The organism is Mesorhizobium sp. P2_D1 (genome assembly GCF_056404455.1).
On the sequence record NZ_JBFUDZ010000002.1, the window covers coordinates 33680 to 53085 of the forward strand.

Below are 19406 nucleotides of genomic sequence, written 5' to 3' on the forward strand. Positions count from 1 at the left end.
AACTGGCCAAGCCAGATTTTTTCGAGATCCGAAAAAATTAATGGCATGGGAGGAAATCATGTATCTCGGCCTCGATCTCGGGACATCGGGCGTCAAGGCGCTGCTGATCGATGCCGGGCAGACTGTCATCGGCTCCGGTCACGCGTCGCTCGACGTGTCGCGGCCGCATCCGGGCTGGTCGGAACAGGATCCGTCTCACTGGATACGCGCTTGCGAAGAAGCAATTGCCGAACTGAAGGCTTCCCACCCAAGCCAGCTCGCCGCGGTGAAGGGCATCGGCCTGTCGGGACAGATGCATGGCGCGACCTTGCTCGATTCCGCCGACGAGGTGCTGCGGCCCTGCATCCTGTGGAACGACACGCGCAGCCATGCCGAGGCGGCGGCGCTGGACGCCGACCCGCGCTTTCGCCAGCTGACCGGCAACATCGTCTTTCCAGGCTTCACCGCGCCGAAACTTGCCTGGGTGAAGAACAACGAGCCCGCGGTCTTCGCCAAGGTCGCAAAAGTGCTGCTGCCCAAGGATTTCCTTCGGCTCTGGCTTTCGGGTGAGTACATTTCGGAAATGTCGGATTCGGCCGGCACCTCCTGGCTCGATGTCGGCAAGCGGCGCTGGAGTGCGGACCTGCTCGCGGCGACATCGCTCGACGAGAAGCAGATGCCGTCGCTGGTCGAGGGCACACAGAAGGCCGGGGCCTTGCGCAGCGAACTGGCCTCGAAATGGGGCATGCAGGCCGGCATCCCGATCGCCGGCGGCGCTGGCGACAATGCGGCTTCGGCATGCGGCATGGGCACGGTCGGTGCAGGCCACGCCTTTGTCTCGCTCGGCACATCGGGTGTGCTGTTTGCCGCCAATGCTTCCTATCTACCCAACCCGGCAAGCGCCGTCCACACCTTCTGCCATGCGCTTCCGAACACCTGGCATCAGATGGGCGTCATCCTGTCGGCGACCGATTCGCTGAACTGGCTGGCGGAGATCACGGGCAAAGGCGCAGGCGAACTGACCGCCGAACTCGGCGATACGCTGAAGGCGCCGAGCGGCGTGTCCTTCCTGCCGTATCTGTCGGGCGAGCGCACGCCCTACAATGATGCCGCCATCCGTGGCGCGTTCACCGGATTGGCGCATGAATCGAGCCGCGTGGTGCTGACGCAGGCCGTGCTCGAAGGCGTCGCCTTTGCCTTCCGCGACAGTCTCGAAGCCCTCGCCACCGCGGGCACGACCTTGACGCGGGTGACGGCGATCGGCGGCGGTTCGCGCTCGCGCTACTGGCTGAAAGCGATCGCCACCGCGCTTGGCCTGCCCGTCGATATTCCCGCCGATGGCGATTTTGGCGCCGCCTTCGGCGCGGCGCGGCTTGGCCTGCTCGCGGCGACGGGTGCCGATCCACTCAGCATCTGCACGGCACCCAGGACGGATGCCACCATCGAACCGGATGCGGCACTCGGCGGGGTCTATGCCGATGCCTATCAACGCTACCGGGCGCTGTATCCGGCGATCAAGGTGGCCACGGCGTGACTGCGTTCTCGCCCACGCCGCGGTCTGCCAGGGCGGCGTTATTGCGCCGGCACCTTATCGAGAAAGCCGGTGACGCTCTTCAAGCGGCCGTTCTCGATGACGCCGATGTCGGTGCCTTCGATGATGGAGGGAGTGCCTTCCGGGCCGAGGTTCCACGAGAAGCGGATGGTGTCGGCAAAACCGTCCGGCGCGCCTTTCAGCGAGAACCGGAAGCCGGCAAAGCGCTGCTGCACGCCGTCGATCAGCGCCGCGACGCCCTCATGGCCGTCGCCCTGCATCAGCGGATCGCGATAGCTGACGTCTTCGGTGAAGGTCGCCTTGAGCAATTCGGACCGGCGGTCCGCGTCGCTCTCGTTCCAGGCGCTGATGTAGCCTTCGGCGATCTTGATGAGGTCGGTCATGGTCTGTCTCCTTCGTTTGACGGTTTTGACATGAGCCTTTTCGACCGGCGGAAGAACGAAACCAATTACGCCTGAGGTAATCAGGGCGAACTATTCGAGAGAGGACAAAGATCATGAGCAGCGGATTTTTCGGCGACATCAAGGAGATCAAGTATGAGGGGCCGGATTCGACCAATCCGCTGGCCTACCGGTTCTACAATCCCGACGAGGTGGTGGCCGGCAAGCGGCTGGAAGACCATCTGCGTTTCGCCGTCGCCTACTGGCATTCCTTCGCCTGGCCGGGCGGCGACCCGTTCGGCGGGCAGACCTTCGACCGTCCGTGGTTCCCGAAAGCGGGCGGCGTCGACACGATGGAACTGGCGAAGCTCAAGGCCGATGTCGCCTTCGAAATGTTCTCGCTGCTCGGCGCGCCCTATTTCTGCTTCCACGACGCCGATGTGCGGCCCGAGGGCAAGGACTTTTCCGAAAGTGCGGCACGCCTCGACGAGATCGCTGACTATTTCGCCACCAAGATGAAGCAGACCGGCGTCAAGCTCTTGTGGGGCACGGCGAACCTGTTCTCCAATCGCCGCTTCATGTCGGGCGCCGCAACCAATCCCGACCCGGACGTCTTTGCCTATGCGGCGGCGACGGTGAAAAGCTGCATCGACGTCACCAAGCGGCTGAAGGGCGAGAATTACGTGCTGTGGGGCGGCCGCGAGGGCTATGAGACACTGCTCAACACCGACCTTGCCCGCGAGCAGGAACAGGCCGGCCGCTTCCTCAGCCTGGTCGTCGACTACAAGCATAAGATAGGCTTCAAGGGCACGATCCTGATCGAGCCGAAGCCGCAGGAGCCGACCAAGCACCAGTACGACTATGATGTCGCGACGGTCTATGGCTTCCTCAAGCGCTTCGGGCTGGAGAAGGAGGTCAAGGTCAACATCGAGCAGGGCCACGCCATCCTGGCCGGCCATTCCTTCGAGCACGAGCTGGCGCTGGCCAATGCGCTCGGTATTTTCGGTTCGATCGACATGAACCGCAACGACTACCAGTCGGGCTGGGATACCGACCAGTTCCCCAACAACGTGCCGGAAATGGCATTGGCCTATTACCAGGTCCTGCAGGCCGGCGGCTTCAAGACTGGTGGCACCAATTTCGACGCCAAGCTGCGGCGCCAGTCGCTCGACCCCCAGGATCTGCTGATCGGCCACATCGGCGGCATGGATTCGTGCGCGCGCGGCCTGAAAGCCGCGGCTCGCATGGTCGAGGACAAGGCGCTGTCGGCGCCGCTGGCAGAGCGCTACGCCGGCTGGAACACGGCCGAGGGCAAGGCGATGCTTGCCGGCAAGCGCACGCTGGAAGAGATCGCCGAGCGCGTCGTCAAGAAGAAGATCGAGCCGCAGCCAAGGTCCGGCCGCCAGGAACTGCTGGAGAACATCGTCAACCGGTACGTGTGAAGCCTGATCTCTGGACCGACATCCACCACCTCTGGCTGAAAGCAGCTGTGGTCGCCTTCTGCTAGCCACGGATCTTTGTTGGCCTGTGCGAGTTCAAGGTGCCGCGCCGCCGAAAAGGCGACGCGGCGGCTGGCAGGAGGAGGAGATGGCAGAGGATCGAATCATCGTGCGCCGGGCGCAGGCAACCGACATCCCGGCGTTGAAGCAGGTGCTGCAGGAAACATTCCAAGGCACCTGGCTGCCGAACATCACCCAGAAATCGGCGCAGCGCTACGTCGAATTGGATACTGGCGGGCGCTAGGTCGACCAGAGCTGGCCGGAATTTGCCGTTGCCGAGATCGATGGCAACGCCGCAGGCCTGATCCATTGGCGTGCGGACTTTATCGAAGCCCTGCACGTCATGGCGTCGCGCCAAGGGCAAGGCGTTGGCCGCAAGCTGCTTTCCCATGCCGAACAGGCGATCGCTGCCGCCGGATTTGCGCAGGCGCGGCTGGAAACCGACACGTTCAATTTGCGCAGCCAGACGCTCTACAAAGCGGTTGGCTGTGTCGAGAAAGATCGCTACCCCGACGACGAATGGGACAGCGGCTTCACCACCGTGCTGTTCGAGAAGCGGCTGTAGACGTCTCCGACCTAGCCTGGCCAGACGCGGGAACGACTTTGCGCAAGGCTGGCTCCGACGACACGGTTCTGCCCTCTACCGCCCTTCAATGACCTCGCTCTTGCCTTCAAACTGCCGTCACGTATCTCGTATAAGACTGGCTCGTGGCGGGAAGGAAGAAGGAGGCGAACCGATATGCAGAACGAACGTGAAATCGACGCCCTGCTCTCACCTGGCGAGGCCGGATCGATCATCGACCGGCTGATGGCAATGCCGCATCCGAAAGACGGCACGCAGCGCACAAACGAATGGGATCGCGCGGTTGCAGCGCGACTTGAAACGGTGCTGGCCAAGAGCATGCGCTCGCGCATTGTCCACGAAAATCGCGATGTCGCTTAAAGGTCCCTGTGGTTTGACGAACGAAGCCTGTTTCGTCATCCTTCACCGATGGTACGCGCGGTGCTTCTGGACCTTTTGGGTGTTGTCTACAATGGCGACACCCCGATAGCGGGCGCTGTCTCGGCAATCGATCGCCTGCGCAATGCAGGCTTGCCGCTCCGCTTTGTCAGCAACACAACTCGCTCACCACACAAGGCAATCATCGCGCAACTTACCGCCCTCGGCGTCGAGGTTGGAGAAGAGGAATTGCTGACGCCGGCGCGTGCCGCCGTCGAATGGCTGCGCAGGCACGGCTTTACACCGCATCTGCTCGTCCATCCCAACCTGGAGCCTGAGTTTTCCGGACTGGACGGCGCAAATGGGCGGGCCGTCATCGTCGGAGATGCAGGCGAAGCCTTCGATCATGCCAGGCTCAACCGGGCGTTCCGCGAGCTGGTGGCCGGCGCCGATTTTGTGGCGCTCGCCACCAATCGCACCTTCAAGGATGCAGACGGTCTGCTCAGCCTCGACACGGGCGCCTTCGTTGCCGCCCTCGAATTCGCCAGTGGCCGAAGCCCTGTCGTGCTCGGCAAGCCGTCACCGGATTTCTTTCTTTCGGCGCTTGCCAATATGAACTGCTCGGCCGTCGATGCGGTCATGGTCGGCGACGATGCCGAGAGCGATGTCGCCGGTGCGCTGCGCGCCGGGCTTGGTGCGGCGCTGCTTGTGCGGACAGGCAAGTATCGCCCAAACGACGAAACACGTTTCAATCCGGCGCCCACGGCGGTGGTAGATGACCTCGCCGCCGCGGCCGACTGGATACTCACCAACCGCGCCGTAGTCTGACTGGCGCCTCGCCAAAAGCTCTCGAAAACGCTCTGGAGAACGCCGCGGCGGACGAAAATCCGGTCCGCCCGGCAATATCGGCCATAGCCACCCGGGTGTCGACCACCAGCCGGCGCGCCGCCCCCAGCCGAAGCCTGAGATAGTAGGCACCCGGCGTCTCGCCGATCGACTTGCGAAAGATGCTTTCCAGTGTCCGCGCCGTCACGCCGGCGCGCTTGGCCACCGCTTCTATGGTCAGCGGCTGGTCGACATGCGATTCCATCAATCGGATGGCTTGCGCCAGCCGTGGATCATAGCCATCGAGCCGGCCGAGCGAGACCAGCGGCTGGGCATCGGTGGCGGCGCGTGCCTGGTCGTAGATGAATACGCTGGCGACATCGAGCGCCACCGCCATGCCGAGGCGCGTGCGAATGAGATGCAGCATCAGGTCGAAGGTCGGTGACGCTCCGCCCGAGGTGAAGACCGGTCCGTCGATGACATAGCGGTCGGGGCGGACATCGACGCCGGGAAAGGCCGACGAAAAGTCCTCCATATCCTCCCAGTGGGTGGTGGCGCTGCGCCCTTCCAGCAGGCCGGCGCGCGCCACTAGCCAGGTGCCGGCATCGACCCCGCCGCAGGCCCGCGCCGCCCGTGCCGCCCGGCGCAGGCCTGACAACAGAGCCGACGTTGCGTAGTTCTGGGTGCCGAAGCCGGCGACGACGACAAGCACATCGGTTGGATCGGCCGCGTCGAAGCGGCCACTGACCGCCACCGGCAGGCCGCACGTGGTGACTGGAGCCTCGCCGGTGACCGAGACCAGCTTGAAATCGAAGAGGGTCTCGCCGGAGATGCGGTTGGCGGCGCGCAAGGGATCGACTGCCGACGCGACGCACATGATCGACGAGCCGGAAAACACCAGCAGCGTCACCTTGAGCGGCAGGCGCTCCGCGCGAAAGATGTCAGGTTTTTCGCTTTTTATCATATGCACTTCGTAAAAGGCAAAACAGTTTCCGGCAAGTCAGGCAATGTTGGTTAGTTCTTATGCATGTCGGTGTCCCAAAACCGGTTGCCACTTTTGGGCGGCATGCATGGTTGTTTCGATTGGGAGGAGAATTCGATGCCGCTCGCAATGAACCGTGAGGTCTTCATTACCTGTGCCGTGACCGGGTCCGGTGGCTCGCAGGACCGCAGCCCGCATGTGCCGCGCTCGCCCAAGCAGATCGCCGATTCGGCCATCGATGCGGCCAAGGCGGGTGCCGCGATCGTGCATTGCCATGTGCGCGACCCCGAAACAGGCAAACCTCGTCGCGACGTGCATCTCTACCGCGAAGTGACCGAGCGCATCCGCGCGGCAAACGTCGACGTCATCCTGAACCTGACCGCCGGTATGGGCGGCGACATGGTGTTCGGTTCGCCCGAAGCACCGCTGCCTTTGAATGAAAAAGGCACCGACATGGGCGGCGCCACCAACCGCATGGAACATGTGCGCCAGTGCCTGCCGGAAATCTGCACGCTCGACTGCGGCACCATGAATTTCGCCGAGGCCGACTATGTCATGACCAACACGCCCGGCATGTTGCGCGCCATGGGAGGCATGATGACGGCGCTCGGCGTCAAGCCGGAAATCGAGGCCTTCGACACCGGTCATCTGTGGTTCGCCAAGCAGTTGGTCGAAGAAAAGGTGCTGAACCCGGATGCCCTGGTGCAGCTCTGCATGGGCGTGCCGTGGGGTGCGCCTGACGATCTCAACACCTTCATGGCCATGGTCAACAATGTGCCGTCGACCTGGAACTGGTCGGCCTTTGCCATCGGCCGCAACCAGATGGCCTATGCAGCTGCAGCAGTGCTTGCCGGCGGCAATGTCCGCGTCGGGCTGGAAGACAATCTCTGGCTCGACAAGGGCGTGCTGGCAACCAATGCACAGCTGGTAGAGCGTGCCGCCAGCATCGTCACCAATCTGGGCGCCAGGATTCTCGGGCCCGAAGAAGTGCGCAAGAAGCTGAACCTGACCAAGCGGGCGCCGATAGCGGCATAACTCAATCGCTGGGAGGTCGGCATGACTACCGTCAAGTTCACGGCGATGAAGGATGGCGACAGGCAGGACTACGAGTTCCTGACCGCGCATGAGATCGACTATGCGGCGAAGACCGGCGAGCGGCTGCTCGACGCGCTGGTCCAGCTCGATGAAGGCCTGTCGGGGTACAAGATCACCCGACTCGGCCATTCGCTGCAGGCGGCGACGCGCGCCTGGCGCGATGGCGCCGACACCGACTGGATCGCCTGCGCGCTTCTGCACGACATCGGCGACATCTACGCGCCCTACAATCACGATGAATACGCCGCTTCGATCCTGAAACCCTTCGTGCGCGAGCAATGCACCTGGGTGGTGGAGAAGCATGGCGACTTCCAGCGGCTCTACTATGCCCATCATCTCGGCGGCGACCGCCACGCCCGCGACCGCTTTGCCGGCCACGCCTATTTCGACGATTGCGATGCGTTTTGCGAACGCTGGGACCAGTCGAGTTTCGACCCCGACTATGACACGCTGCCAATCGAATTCTTCCGACCGTTCGTGCTCGACGTCTTTGCCCGCAAGGCCTACGACGCTTCCGTGATCCGCGCCGGCGAGCGCGTGCCCCTGCTCGATCCCGAAACTGCCACCAAGAGAACCGGAGCCCCAGCATGAGCATCATCAACAAGGCGGCCGCCATCGGCGGCGGTGTCATCGGCGCCGGCTGGGTGGCGCGCCTGCTGCTCAACGGCATTGACGTTTCGATCTTCGATCCCGATCCGGAAGCGTCGCGCAAGGTCAGCGAAGTGATGAAGGGAGCGCGCCGCGCCTATAAGCAGATGGTGCCCGGCGGCCTGCCGAAAGAGGGCAGACTGACCTTTGCCAAGACCATCGCCGAGGCGGTCGCCGACGCAGATTTCATCCAGGAAAGCGTGCCGGAACGGCTCGACCTCAAGCACCGCGTGCTGGCCGAGATCGATGCCCATGCGCCGGCCAACGCCATTGTCGGCTCCTCGACCTCCGGCATCAAGCCGACCGACATGCAGGTGGCGATGAAGAAGCACCCTGAGCGGCTGGTCGTCGGCCATCCGTTCAACCCGGTCTATCTGCTGCCGCTGGTCGAGATCGTCGGCGGCGAGCAGACCTTTCCCGAAGCAATCGAAGTCGCCAAGGAGATCTACGCCTCAATCGGCATGAAGCCTGTCGTCATTCGCAAGGAGATCGAGGCTTTCGTCGGTGACCGCCTGCTCGAAGCGGCATGGCGCGAGGCGCTGTGGCTGATCAAGGACGGCATCTGCACGGTCGAGGAACTCGACGACATCATGCGCTATGGCTTCGGCCTGCGCTGGGCGCAGATGGGCATGTTCCAGGTCTATCGCGTCGCCGGCGGCGAGGCCGGCATGCGCCACTTCATGGCGCAGTTCGGCCCGTGCCTGAAATGGCCGTGGACCAAGCTGATGGACGTGCCAGAGTTCAACGACGAATTGGTCGACCTGATCGCAACGCAGTCGGACGATCAGGCCCATGGGCTGTCGATCCGCGAGCTGGAAAAGATCCGCGACGACAATCTGGTCGCAATCATGGACGCGCTGTCGAAGCAGAACAAAGGCAAGGGCTGGGGCGCCGGCGCCTTGCACAAGGACTATACCAAGCAGTTGGCCAAGCTGGCGGCGAAGAAGCCGACCGCCTCCAGGGCGGCAGAGAAGGCCAAGGCAAGCAAGCCGAAGAAAAAGACCGGCAAGAAGAAGGGCTGACCCCATGGATTTCGGGCTGTCGGAGGAACAGAAGCTCATCGTCGAGACGACGCGAGCCTTCGTCGAAAACGAGCTTTATCCGCATGAGCGCGAGGTCGAGCGCACCGGCGTGCTGCGCCGCGAACTCATCGAGGAGATCAAGGTCAAGGCGATCGAAGCCGGCCTGTACGCCGCCAACATGCCGACGGACGTCGGTGGCGCCGGGCTCGATACGGTGACCTGGCTGCTTTATGAAAAGGAGCTCGGCCGCGCCAACTATGCGCTGCACTGGACCTGCGTGGCGCGGCCTTCCAACATCCTTTTGGCCGGCACGCCGGAGCAGCGCGAAAAATATCTGTTCCCTTGCATCCGTGGCGAGAAATGGGACTGCCTGGCGATGACCGAGCCGGGCGCCGGTTCCGATCTGCGCGGCATGAAGGCGACCGCGGTGCAGGATGGCGACGACTGGGTGCTGAACGGCACCAAGCACTTCATCAGCCATGCCGATCTCGCCGATTTCGCCATCGTCTTCATGGCCTCGGGCGAAGAGGATTCGCCGCGCGGCAAGCGCAAGAAGATCACCGCCTTTTTCGTCGACAAGGGCACCAAGGGCTTTGCCGTGCGCGACGGCTATCGCAACGTCTCGCATCGCGGCTACACCAACGCCATCCTCGAATTCGATGATTGCCGGCTTCCCGCGAGCCAGGTGCTCGGCGAGGTCCACAAGGGATTTGACGTCGCCAATTCCTGGCTCGGCGCCACCCGGCTGCAGGTCGGCGCCACTTGTCTCGGCCGCGCCGAGCGGGCGCTGGGCCATGCCGTCGAATATGCCGCGCAGCGCCAACAGTTCGGCCAGCAGATCGGCAAGTTCCAGGGCGTGTCGTTCAAGCTTGCCGACATGGCGACGGAGCTGAAGGCGGCTGACCTGATGGTGTTCGAAGCCGGCTGGAAGTACGATCAGGGCACCGTCACCGATCAGGACATGGCCATGGCCAAACTGAAGGCCACCGAGATGCTTGCTTTCGTCGCCGACGAAGCGATCCAGATCCATGGCGGCATGGGGCTGATGGACGACCTGCCGCTGGAGCGTATCTGGCGCGACGCGCGCGTCGAGCGTATCTGGGAAGGCACGTCCGAGATTCAGCGCCACATCATTTCACGGGCGCTGCTGCGCCCGTTTGGAGCCTGAGCATGATCGCGAAAAATGGTATCCGGTTTTCTCGGACAAACGATCTCGTTTGTCCCGAGATCATGCTCCAACGAGAAAACCATCATGCATAAACTCGAACGTCTCCTGCGGCCGAAGTCGATCGCCGTCTTCGGCGGTGCGCAGGCTGCCGCCGTCGTCGCTCAATCGATCAAGATGGGCTTTGCCGGCGAGATCTGGCCGGTACACCCGACCAAGGACGAGGTGGCCGGCCGCAAGGCCTATCGTTCGGTGGCCGATCTGCCCGGCGCGCCTGATGCCACCTTTGTCGGCGTCAACCGCCACCTGACCATCGAGGTGGTCAAGGAGCTGGCCGAGCGCGGCGCCGGCGGCGCCGTCTGCTTTGCCGCAGGCTTCCTCGAGACCGAAGCCTATGACGACGACGGCGAACGGCTGCAGGCCGAGCTCGTCGCGGCGGCGGGCCAGATGCCAATCATCGGGCCGAATTGCTATGGCCTGATCAACTATGCCGATGGCGCACTGCTGTGGCCCGACCAGCATGGCGGCATCAGGCTGGCCGAGGGCGGCAAAGGCGTCGCCATCATCACCCAGTCGTCCAACATCGCCATCAACATGACGATGCAGAAGCGCGGCCTGCCGATCGCCTTCCTCATGACCGCCGGCAACCAGGCGCAGACCGGTCTGTCCGAAATGGCGCTTGGCCTGATCGAGGACGAGCGGGTCACGTCGCTCGGCCTGCACATCGAGGCCTTCGATTCGGTAGCCGGCTTCGAACGGCTGGCGGCCCGGGCACGCGAGCTGAAGAAGCCGATCATCGCCATGAAAGTCGGACGTTCCGAACAGGCGCGGCAGGCGACAGTCTCGCACACAGCCTCGCTGGCCGGCTCGGACGCGGCCTCGGGCGCTTTCCTGAGGCGGCTCGGCATCGCCCGCGTCGATTCCATCCCCGCCTTCATCGAGGCGCTGAAGCTGCTGCACGTCACTGGTCCGCTGCCTGGTTATCGTCTGTCGTCGATGAGCTGTTCGGGCGGCGAGGCCTCCGTCATGGCCGACAGTGCCGAAGGCCGCTGGGTCAATTTCCCTGACCTGACCGGTTCGCACCGCGCTCATGTCAAATCGACGCTCGGGCCGCTGGTGGCGGTGGCCAACCCGCTCGACTACCACACCTTCATCTGGAACAACGAGCCGGCGATGACCGCCACCTTCACCGCCATGGTGTCGGGCGGCTTCGACCTCAACATGCTGGTGCTGGACTTCCCGCGCCCCGACCGCTGCTCGGACACCGACTGGTGGGCGACGCTGCGCGCCTTCGAATCGGCGCTGAAGACCAACAGGGCGCAAGGTGCCATCGTTTCCTCCCTCCCGGAGAACCTGCCGGAGGAGTACACGGCCGGGCTGATGGCGCGCGGCATGGTGCCGTTGTTCGGCATTTCCGAGGCCATGGACGCCGCCCAGGCGGCAGCCTTCATCGGCTGGGCGTGGCGCGAACCGCAGGCGCAGCCTATCGACACGTCCGCCTCCGGCGCGCCCGGTGGCGACCACATCACGCCCGATGAAGCCGAGGCGAAATCGCGGCTGATCAAAGCCGGCCTGCCGGTGCCCAAGGGCGAACGCGCTGCCAATGCCGTCGAGGCGGTGATCTCCTCGATGGCGCTCGGCTTTCCGGTGGCGCTGAAGGCGCTGGGCGTCACCCACAAATCCGAGGTCGGTGCTGTCAGGCTCAACCTCAAGGACGCCGAATCCGTCAGTACGGCAGCGCATGACCTGCTGCCGCTCGGCACCGGTCTTTATGTCGAGCGCATGGTGCGCGACGGTGTCGCCGAACTGATCGTCGGCTTCACCCGTGATCCGATGTTCGGCGCGGTGATGACGCTGGGCACCGGCGGCGTGTTGGTCGAGTTGTTGCGCGACAGCGTCACGCTGATGCTGCCGGCAACCCGCGACGACATCGAGGCAGCGTTGCGCGGCCTCAAACTGTTCCCGCTGCTCGAAGGCTATCGTGGCCGACCGAAAGCCGATGTCGCCGCGGCCATCGAGGCTATCTCGGGCATTGCCGCCTTCGTGCAGCAGAATGCCGGCGAGATCGAGGAACTCGATATCAACCCGCTGATCGTCTGCACAGAGGGCAAGGGCGCCTGGATCGCCGACGCGCTGCTGGTGCTGGGAGACAAGAAGAATGTCTGACGTCATTTCGACCCGCCGCGAGGGCACCATCCTGGAGGTCACGCTCGACCGGCCCAAGGCCAACGCCATCGATCTCAAGACCTCTCGGCTGATGGGCGAGACGTTCAAGGCATTCCGCGACGATCCTGATCTGCGCGTTGCCATCGTCAAGACCGCCGGCGACAAGTTCTTCTGCGCCGGCTGGGATCTGAAGGCGGCTGCCGGCGGCGATGCGGTCGACGGCGACTATGGCGTCGGCGGCTTTGCCGGCCTGCAGGAGCTGCGCGACCTCAACAAGCCTGTCATCGCTTGCGTCAACGGCATGGCGGTCGGCGGCGGCTTCGAGCTGGCGCTGTCGTGCGATCTGATCTACGCCTCCGATCATTCCTCCTTCGCGCTGCCCGAGATCCGCGCCGGCACGCTGGCCGATGCCGCGACGATCAAGCTGCCGAAGCGCATCCCCTATCACGTGGCCATGGACCTTTTGCTCACCGGCCGGTGGATGGATGTCGCGGAGGCGCATCGCTGGGGTCTGGTCAACGAAGTGCTGCCGAAGGAGAACCTCGAGGACCGTGTCTGGGAGATCGCCCGGTTGCTCGCCAGCGGCCCGCCGCTGGTGTTTGCCGCGATCAAGGAGACGGCGCGGGTGGCCGAGGCGCTCACCTTTCAGGACGCGATGAACAAGGTGACACGCCGCCAGTTGCCGACCGTCGATGCCCTCTATGGCTCCGAGGACAATATGGAAGGTTTTCGCGCTTTCGCCGAGAAACGCGAGCCGGTGTGGAAGGGGAAGTAGTGGGTAGGGCTGGAACGATGGCGTTCCGTCACGCCCCCCTCTGCCCTACCGGGCATCTCCCCCTCAAGGGGGGAGATCGGCTGTCACAGCGGCGTTCGCCAATCTTCACCATTTCAGGAACGGCAACTGGGCCGAAGCTGCTAATCTCCCCCCTTGAGGGGGAGATGGCCGGTAGGCCAGAGGGGGGTGCCCAGGCTCAACCTTGGCAGCCCTTCCAGCGCCCATGACCGACTACAAAGCCCTCATCGACGCCGAGACCTGGGCCTTCATCGAGCGGACCAATTCCTATTATCCGCCTGATACGATCGACTACACGATCGCGCAGCAGCGCGAGATCTATGACCGGATGTGCCGCGAATTCTTTGCCGGCTACCCCGAGGGGGTTGCAGTCGAAACCTCCGCCATTGCCGCGCCCACGCACGACATCCCGATCCGCGTCTACCGAAGCGCGCCGCAACCGGCGGCGACGGTTCTGTATTTCCATGGCGGCGGCTTCATCCTCGGCGGGCTGGACAGCCATGACGATGTCTGCGCCGAACTCTGCGCCCGTACCGACTATGAGGTCGTCTCGGTCGACTACCGGCTGGCGCCGGAACACCTGCATCCGGCGGCCTTCGACGACGTGATGAGCGCCTTCGAATGGGCCACCGCCAATCGCGAGCATCCCATCGTGCTTTGCGGCGACAGCGCCGGCGGCAATCTTGCCGCTGCCGTCAGCCATGCGACACGCGGCCATCCGCGCACGCCGATCGGCCAGGTGCTGATCTATCCCGGGCTCGGCGGCGACCGCTCGCGCGGCTCTTATGTGACGCATGCCGAGGCGCCGATGCTGACCGTGCGCGATCTCGAGTTCTACAAGAACATCCGCACCGGCGGCGTGGATAGGACCGGTGACATCACGCTGTCGCCGCTCGCCGATGGCGACTTCGCCAATCTGCCGCCGACGGTGCTGATCACTGCCGAGTGCGACCCGCTGTCATCAGACGGCGAAGCCTATCGCGCACGCGTCGCCGCCGCCGGCGGACGGGCATATTGGTTCGAGGAACCTGGGCTGGTGCATGGCTATCTGCGAGCCCGGCACACGGTCGGCCGCGCCCGCGCCAGCTTTACGCGGATCGTCGATGCGGTAGCCGCTTTGGGAACGGGCGAATGGGTCCCCTGAGCGCCGTCATCCATATGCGGCGTATATAATTCAGGCCAAAACCTGCTCTCGAATTCCTATGCGGCGAGCGATTAAGTACTTCCGGGCCGCCGCTCGACGGCGGCCGGAACGACAGACTGGCTTCAAGGACCATGAGAACACATTCAGTCTGGCTGACCTCCAGGGTCAGCCGCAGGGTGCCTACGGAATATTTCGTCCTGGCAAACCTCAGAGAACAGGGCGCGATCATCGGCCGGCTCGCCGGCCATCCGATCGCCGATACGGTCATCGATGCGAGCGGATCCCGATATCGCTATGTCGGCGTTGCAACGCGCGACGCCGATGGGCGTTTCGATGTCGAAGCGCTGCGGACTGGCGAATGGATCGTCCAACCGGGCCTGGTTTATGCCGCCGACGGCAAGGCCGCTCCGTCAAAACCGCTGCTGAGCAGGCGCGACCGCAATCCGTCCTGATTGCATTGCGCTGGGTCCACCCTCGTTCAAAGTCACCATCGCCTCTCGAATTGCCGTCGCGGTTTCAAGACGGACAGGGGTCATTGGCAAGCGGACGTCCGGGCTCAGCCCCAGCGCCAGATGAAGGGCGTATTTGACCGGCACCGGATTGCTCTCCAGCTCGAGCGCCGCGATGAGTGGCCGCAAGCGATGATGGATGGCCCGAGCGGTGTGGTGGTCGTCTTGCCGGGAGGCATCATGCATCTCGACGCACAGTCGCGGGGCGACGTTGGAGACCACGGAGATCGTGCCACGCCCGCCCATCGAGTTGAAGCCGAAAGACGTGGCGTCGTGGCCGGACAGGCAGATGAAACGGCGCCTCAGCACGGCGGGCAGCGAGGACAGGCGGTTCACATCGCCAGTAGCGTCCTTGATGCCGACGATGGTTGGAATCTGCGCCAGGCGTTCGACCGTCTCCTGCGACAGGTCGACACCGGTACGGGCCGGGACGTTGTAGACGATAATCGGTATCTTGACCTTGCCGGCGATGGCTTCGAAGTGGCGGAAAATCCCCTCCTGGCTCGGCCTGTTGTAGTAGGGCGTGACGATGAGGGCAGCGTCGGCCCCGAAAGCCTCGGCGGCTGTCGAAAGAGCAATCGTCGTCTCGGTGCTGTTCGTCCCGGTGCCGGCGATGATCGGCACCCTGCCCGCGGCAATTTTCACGCAGAGCGCGATGATGTCGAGGCGCTCCTCCCACGATAAGGTCGGGGACTCACCGGTGGTGCCGCACGGCACCAGCCCGTTGATCCCTTGCTCGATCTGCCAGCGCAGCAGCGTGGTCAGTTGCTTCAGGTCGACCTCGCCGTCGGTGAATGGCGTTACCAGCGCGGTCATCGCTCCGGTCAGGCGCGTTCGTGCTTGTTCGGGTGTCATGGCAATCAAATTCTCCTTGGTGATTGTTTGAGGACGCCGCCTGTTCGAGGTGCGTAAGAAGCAAAGCCGAGAGCACCGCTGCAGCCAGATCGGTGTGGTCCGCTTCGGCTATGCAGGCGTTGCCCGGCGTCGCTACAGGCGGGGTTTGAATGGTGCAAAACCATCGCTCGCCGATCCTGCTGAGCGACGAAACCGAGCGCTCCGGTTTCGAGAGGGCGACGAGCAGGAGAACGGCGTCGAGCGTGGCGCCGGCCTCGACCAGGCCGGCAAACCGCCGGCCTGGTCGGGACGATCTGTCGAGCGACAGGCCGCGTGCGGCCTCCCACAGCTGGTGTTCGAGCAGCCTGCCGACATGCGGGAGACGATCGAACAATCCGGCCAGATCGGCAGTGTTGGACGTGTCCATGGTCAGACCGTTTCGGAAAGGTGAAAGCAGCCGGAACAGGATCAGTTGAACAGGGAAAGGCACACGCTTGCCGGGGCGAAACGTATCGCGCCAGCCTGATGACCGCTTTCCATCGTGGCGAAACGTACAGCCGAGGTCCTGTCGGCGAAAACACCGCCGGTCATGCCTTCTTCGTCGCGCGCGATCCAGCGGCCTTCGCCGTCGCGCCCAACCACGAAACGGTGAAGGGCGTTTCCGTCAGAGGGGATATGAGAACGTTGCATGATAATCTTCTGCTTTGCGATCAGGAAACTTGAGCAGCGATGGTGGCGGCGACCAGCAAGCCGCCGGCGACCAGGAGCCACCATGTCGGAGTGAAGGGCGCGACCAGTTTGACCGGCCTGCGATTGTTGTTGGCAGCACGCCGCGCTTGCTCAAGCTGCGACGCCGGCAGCGGACGATGGGTGGGCAGATAGAGCCCGTCTGAGAGGAACATCGAAGACTTCTTTCTTTCTTAACTGTCGCCACAAGGTGGTGATTGCCTACAGCGGCTCAGGACCGGCCGCACTCAGAAAGATAAAAGGATCCGCATTTGTATTCGAGGCGGCCGAAAACTGAAAAATATAAAAAAGTCATATGTTTATCGCCTGGGCGTATGTGGCACCCAGGGCTGGAAATCGGATCGCGTTGTCGCCGTTTCACGCCACTGCGGCGGCCGCGGCCCGGCCGGCGCTGCGGCCGGAAAAGATGCAGCCGCCGAGGAACGTGCCTTCGAGCGCCGCATAGCCATGCACACCGCCGCCACCGAAACCTGCGACCTCACCAACGGCATAAAGCCCGGCCACCGGCTGGCCGTCGGCACCCAGCACGCGGCTGTCGAGATCGGTCTCCAGGCCGCCCAGCGTCTTGCGGGTCAGGATGTTGAGGCGGACTGCGATCAGCGGGCCGTTTGCTGGGTCAAGCATTTTATGTGGCTTGGCCGTGCGGATCAGTTTGTCGACAAGGTAAGCACGCGCACCGCGCAACGCGGTGATCTGCATGTCCTTGGAGAACGGATTGTCGAGCTGCCGGTCGCGGGCGCGGATCTCGCGTTCGACCTTTGCGAGTTCGAGCAGCGGCTCGCCGCCGGCCAGCGCGTTCATGCGGGCGACCAGCTTCGGCAGGTCGGCCTCGACGATGAAATCCTCGCCCTTCTCCATAAACGCCTTCACCGGGCCCGGAATGCCCGACGTGGCGCGGCCGAGCACCTGACGCCAGCTCTTGCCGGTCAGGTCGGGGTTCTGTTCGGAACCCGACAGCGCGAACTCCTTCTGGATGATCTTCCTGGTCAGGATGAACCAGGAATAATCGAAGCCGGTGCTCATAATGTGGCTGAGCGTGCCCAGTGTGTCGAAGCCAGGATAGAGCGGCACCGGCAGGCGCTTGCCCCTGGCATCGAGCCACAGCGATGACGGGCCGGGCAGGATGCGGATCGCATGATCTGTCCAGATCGGCGCCCAGTTCTTGATGCCCTCGACATAGTGCCACATGCGGTCGCGATTGATGATGCTGCCGCCGGCCGCTTCGGTGATCGCCAGCATGCGGCCGTCGACATGGTCGGGCACGCCCGTGATCATGCGCTTGGGTGCCGCGCCCAGCCGCTTCGGCCAGTTTTCCCGGACAAGCTGGTGATTGGCGCCAATGCCGCCGGAGGCGACGATCACCGCCTGCGCATGAAGCTCGAAATCACCTGAAAGGTCGCGCGAGCTCTTGTGACCACGCTCGACGGTGCTTGGCTGCAGGATTTCGCCGCGCACGCCGTCGACGGTGGCACCCGTGCGGGTCAATTCGTTGACCCTGTGGCGGAATTTGAAGCGGATCAGCCCGCTTTTCTCGGCTTCGCGGACGCGCTGGACGAAGGGTTCAAGCACGCCGGGGCCGGTGCCCCAGGTGACGTGAAAGCGCGGCACCGAATTGCCATGGCCGATGGCATTGCCACCGCCACGCTCGGCCCAACCGACGACGGGGAAGAATTTCAGGCCGCGCTGCATCAGCCATGAGCGCTTCTCGCCGGCGGCGAAGCCGACATAGGCTTCGGCCCATTTGCGCGGCCAGTAATCTTCCGGGCGGTCGAAAGCGGCGGTGCCCAGCCAGTCTTCGAGCGCCAGGTCATGCGAATCGCGGATGCGCATGCGCCGCTGCTCGGGCGAATCGACGAGGAAGAGCCCGCCGAACGACCAGAACGCCTGGCCGCCGAGCGACTGTTCCGGCTCCTGGTCGACGATGACGGTTCTCTTGCCGGCCTCGGCAAGCTCGGCGGCGGCGACCAGCCCGGCAAGGCCAGCGCCGACAATGATCACGTCCGCATCGTCAGCCATCTTTCCCCTCCCCATTTGCCGGCTAAAGCAATTCCAGCGTGAACGGTTTTCCCTCCGGAATTGCGTCGAACAAAGGGCTGGCTAGACGGCTTCCCAACCTTCCTTGCCGCCAGCGCGGAAGATGGCGTCGATGACCTTCTGGTTGAGCACGGATTCCTCCAGAGTGAAGACCCGCTCCTTGCCACCCTGTGCGGCCCGAGCGAAGGTCTCGACCTCCAGCCGGTACTGCTGGGTGCCGGGAAAGCGGAATACCTGCGCCTCCGTGTGGTTCTGGTTGTGCAGTTCGACGCGGTGATGGTCGTAGAGCCCGGCGTTGAAGGGCGAAAACACCTCGATGAACCCCTTCTCGCCATGGAACACCATGACCTGGCGCGCCGCCATCTGCGTCGACAGGTAGAAGGACAGCTCGAAGTCGCCGAAATCGGCGCGGATCGAGGAATAGATGTCGGTGCCGAATGTCTTGTCGCGCTCTATCGTCGCCTGGACGCGCAGCGGCTCCTTGCCGGTGGAAAAGCGCGTCGAGACGGTCGGGTAGACGCCGATGTCGGGCAGCGCGCCGCCGCCGAGATCGAGCTTGTTGCGCATGTTGTCGGGGTCGACATTGTAATAGGAGAAGGCGCCCTGGACGTGGCGCAGGCGGCCGATCGCGCCGCTGGCGATGAGATCGCGCACCTTGATCCATTGCGGGTGGTAGATGACCATGAAGGCCTCGCAGACCAGCACCTTCTTGGCATCGCGCAGCTTGATTAGCGGCAGGATGTCCTTGGCGTCGAGCGCCAGCGGCTTTTCGACCAGTACGTGCTTGCCGGCCTCGATCGCCTTGGCCGTCCATTCGACGTGTTGGGAGGTCGGCAGCGGGATGTAGACGCCGTCGACCTCGCTGGAGGCGAGCAGGTCCTCATAGGAGCCGAATGCATGGCGCGCGCCGAAGCGCTCAGCCAGGGCCTTGGCCTTCGACAGGTCGCGGCTGGCAATCGCCGACAGAACACCGTTCTCCGCGTCGACCATTGCCGGCAACAACTGCTCGCGGCCGATCTTGGCCGTCGACAACACACCCCATCGAAACATCAGGCTTCTCCATAGCGATTGCAGGCGACGAGGTTTGCCCGA

General features: G+C 63.8%; 21 protein-coding genes and 1 pseudogene. 15 read left to right on the forward strand and 7 right to left on the reverse strand.

What is annotated here, in order from left to right; all coding sequences use genetic code 11:
• The first annotated feature begins 58 nt into the window (after positions 1-58).
• Positions 59-1513, forward strand: a complete 1455-nt coding sequence (gene xylB, locus AC1D0I_RS02675; protein WP_477392878.1) for a xylulokinase — start codon at positions 59-61, stop codon at positions 1511-1513.
• A 38-nt stretch (positions 1514-1551) separates the two neighbouring features.
• On the opposite strand, the gene AC1D0I_RS02680 is transcribed toward xylB, so the two are convergent.
• On the reverse strand, positions 1552-1914 hold the full coding sequence (locus AC1D0I_RS02680) for a nuclear transport factor 2 family protein (protein ID WP_477392880.1): 363 nt from the start codon (positions 1912-1914) through the stop codon (positions 1552-1554).
• A 113-nt stretch (positions 1915-2027) separates the two neighbouring features.
• Here AC1D0I_RS02680 and xylA point away from each other — a divergent pair, with 113 nt between their 5' ends.
• The 5 genes and pseudogenes from xylA to AC1D0I_RS02705 all read left to right on the forward strand — a co-directional run bounded on the left by xylA (position 2028) and on the right by AC1D0I_RS02705 (position 5178).
• Entirely contained in the window at positions 2028-3353 is a 1326-nt protein-coding gene (gene xylA / locus AC1D0I_RS02685) for a xylose isomerase (RefSeq protein ID WP_477302454.1), read from the forward strand.
• Positions 3354-3498: 145 nt separating this feature from the next.
• Positions 3499-3654: a hypothetical protein gene (locus AC1D0I_RS02690; RefSeq protein WP_477392882.1), complete on the forward strand. Its 156-nt coding sequence runs from the start codon at positions 3499-3501 to the stop codon at positions 3652-3654.
• Positions 3655-3684: 30 nt separating this feature from the next.
• A pseudogene (locus AC1D0I_RS02695) lies at positions 3685-3975 on the forward strand (GNAT family N-acetyltransferase); the annotation flags it as partial.
• 174 nt (positions 3976-4149) lie between these two features.
• Positions 4150-4353, forward strand: a complete 204-nt coding sequence (locus AC1D0I_RS02700; protein ID WP_457151085.1) for a hypothetical protein — start codon at positions 4150-4152, stop codon at positions 4351-4353.
• Between the two features lie 60 nt (positions 4354-4413).
• A complete protein-coding gene (locus AC1D0I_RS02705; RefSeq protein ID WP_477392884.1) occupies positions 4414-5178 on the forward strand; it encodes a TIGR01458 family HAD-type hydrolase in 765 nt (254 codons plus the stop codon).
• Here the strand turns inward: AC1D0I_RS02705 and AC1D0I_RS02710 are convergent.
• Positions 5156-6139, reverse strand: coding sequence for a GlxA family transcriptional regulator (locus AC1D0I_RS02710; protein ID WP_477392886.1), 984 nt, complete (start codon positions 6137-6139; stop codon positions 5156-5158). The two genes, AC1D0I_RS02705 and AC1D0I_RS02710, sit on opposite strands and share 23 nt — an antisense overlap.
• Positions 6140-6274: 135 nt before the next feature.
• Here AC1D0I_RS02710 and bcoG point away from each other — a divergent pair, with 135 nt between their 5' ends.
• From bcoG to AC1D0I_RS02750, 8 genes are all read left to right on the forward strand, one after another.
• On the forward strand, positions 6275-7192 hold the full coding sequence (gene bcoG, locus AC1D0I_RS02715) for a 3-dehydrocarnitine:acetyl-CoA trimethylamine transferase BcoG (protein WP_095084316.1): 918 nt from the start codon (positions 6275-6277) through the stop codon (positions 7190-7192).
• A 21-nt stretch (positions 7193-7213) separates the two neighbouring features.
• Positions 7214-7843, forward strand: a complete 630-nt coding sequence (locus AC1D0I_RS02720; RefSeq protein ID WP_477392888.1) for an HD domain-containing protein — start codon at positions 7214-7216, stop codon at positions 7841-7843.
• Entirely contained in the window at positions 7840-8922 is a 1083-nt protein-coding gene (locus tag AC1D0I_RS02725) for a carnitine 3-dehydrogenase (RefSeq protein WP_477392890.1), read from the forward strand. The genes AC1D0I_RS02720 and AC1D0I_RS02725 overlap by 4 nt, the downstream gene beginning before the upstream one ends.
• A 4-nt stretch (positions 8923-8926) precedes the next feature.
• Entirely contained in the window at positions 8927-10090 is a 1164-nt protein-coding gene (locus tag AC1D0I_RS02730) for an acyl-CoA dehydrogenase family protein (protein WP_477392892.1), read from the forward strand.
• A gap of 84 nt (positions 10091-10174) precedes the next feature.
• Positions 10175-12253 (forward strand): acetate--CoA ligase family protein, encoded by a 2079-nt coding sequence (locus AC1D0I_RS02735; RefSeq protein WP_477392894.1) that lies wholly within the window; start codon positions 10175-10177, stop codon positions 12251-12253.
• Positions 12246-13028 carry a carnitinyl-CoA dehydratase gene (locus AC1D0I_RS02740; protein WP_477392896.1) on the forward strand — a complete coding sequence of 261 codons (783 nt, stop codon included), beginning with the start codon at positions 12246-12248 and terminating at the stop codon, positions 13026-13028. Before AC1D0I_RS02735 ends, AC1D0I_RS02740 begins: the two co-directional genes overlap by 8 nt.
• Before the next feature lie 223 nt (positions 13029-13251).
• Positions 13252-14190, forward strand: coding sequence for an alpha/beta hydrolase (locus AC1D0I_RS02745; RefSeq protein WP_477392898.1), 939 nt, complete (start codon positions 13252-13254; stop codon positions 14188-14190).
• A 131-nt stretch (positions 14191-14321) separates the two neighbouring features.
• Positions 14322-14642 carry a hypothetical protein gene (locus AC1D0I_RS02750; RefSeq protein WP_477392900.1) on the forward strand — a complete coding sequence of 107 codons (321 nt, stop codon included), beginning with the start codon at positions 14322-14324 and terminating at the stop codon, positions 14640-14642.
• Here the strand turns inward: AC1D0I_RS02750 and dapA are convergent.
• Entirely contained in the window at positions 14601-15554 is a 954-nt protein-coding gene (gene dapA, locus AC1D0I_RS02755) for a 4-hydroxy-tetrahydrodipicolinate synthase (protein WP_477393241.1), read from the reverse strand. The genes AC1D0I_RS02750 and dapA overlap by 42 nt on opposite strands.
• A gap of 49 nt (positions 15555-15603) precedes the next feature.
• Here dapA and AC1D0I_RS02760 point away from each other — a divergent pair, with 49 nt between their 5' ends.
• Entirely contained in the window at positions 15604-15984 is a 381-nt protein-coding gene (locus tag AC1D0I_RS02760) for a hypothetical protein (RefSeq protein WP_477392902.1), read from the forward strand.
• A gap of 17 nt (positions 15985-16001) precedes the next feature.
• On the opposite strand, the gene AC1D0I_RS02765 is transcribed toward AC1D0I_RS02760, so the two are convergent.
• From AC1D0I_RS02765 to AC1D0I_RS02780, 4 genes are all read right to left on the reverse strand, one after another.
• Entirely contained in the window at positions 16002-16223 is a 222-nt protein-coding gene (locus AC1D0I_RS02765) for a hypothetical protein (RefSeq protein ID WP_477392904.1), read from the reverse strand.
• Positions 16224-16243: 20 nt separating this feature from the next.
• Positions 16244-16435, reverse strand: coding sequence for a hypothetical protein (locus AC1D0I_RS02770; RefSeq protein WP_477392906.1), 192 nt, complete (start codon positions 16433-16435; stop codon positions 16244-16246).
• 202 nt (positions 16436-16637) lie between these two features.
• The gene (locus tag AC1D0I_RS02775; protein WP_477392908.1) at positions 16638-18296 is read right to left on the reverse strand and encodes an FAD-binding dehydrogenase; all 1659 of its coding nucleotides are present in this window, start codon (positions 18294-18296) and stop codon (positions 16638-16640) included.
• Positions 18297-18377: 81 nt separating this feature from the next.
• On the reverse strand, positions 18378-19364 hold the full coding sequence (locus AC1D0I_RS02780) for a Gfo/Idh/MocA family protein (RefSeq protein ID WP_477225114.1): 987 nt from the start codon (positions 19362-19364) through the stop codon (positions 18378-18380).
• Positions 19365-19406: the final 42 nt, after the last annotated feature.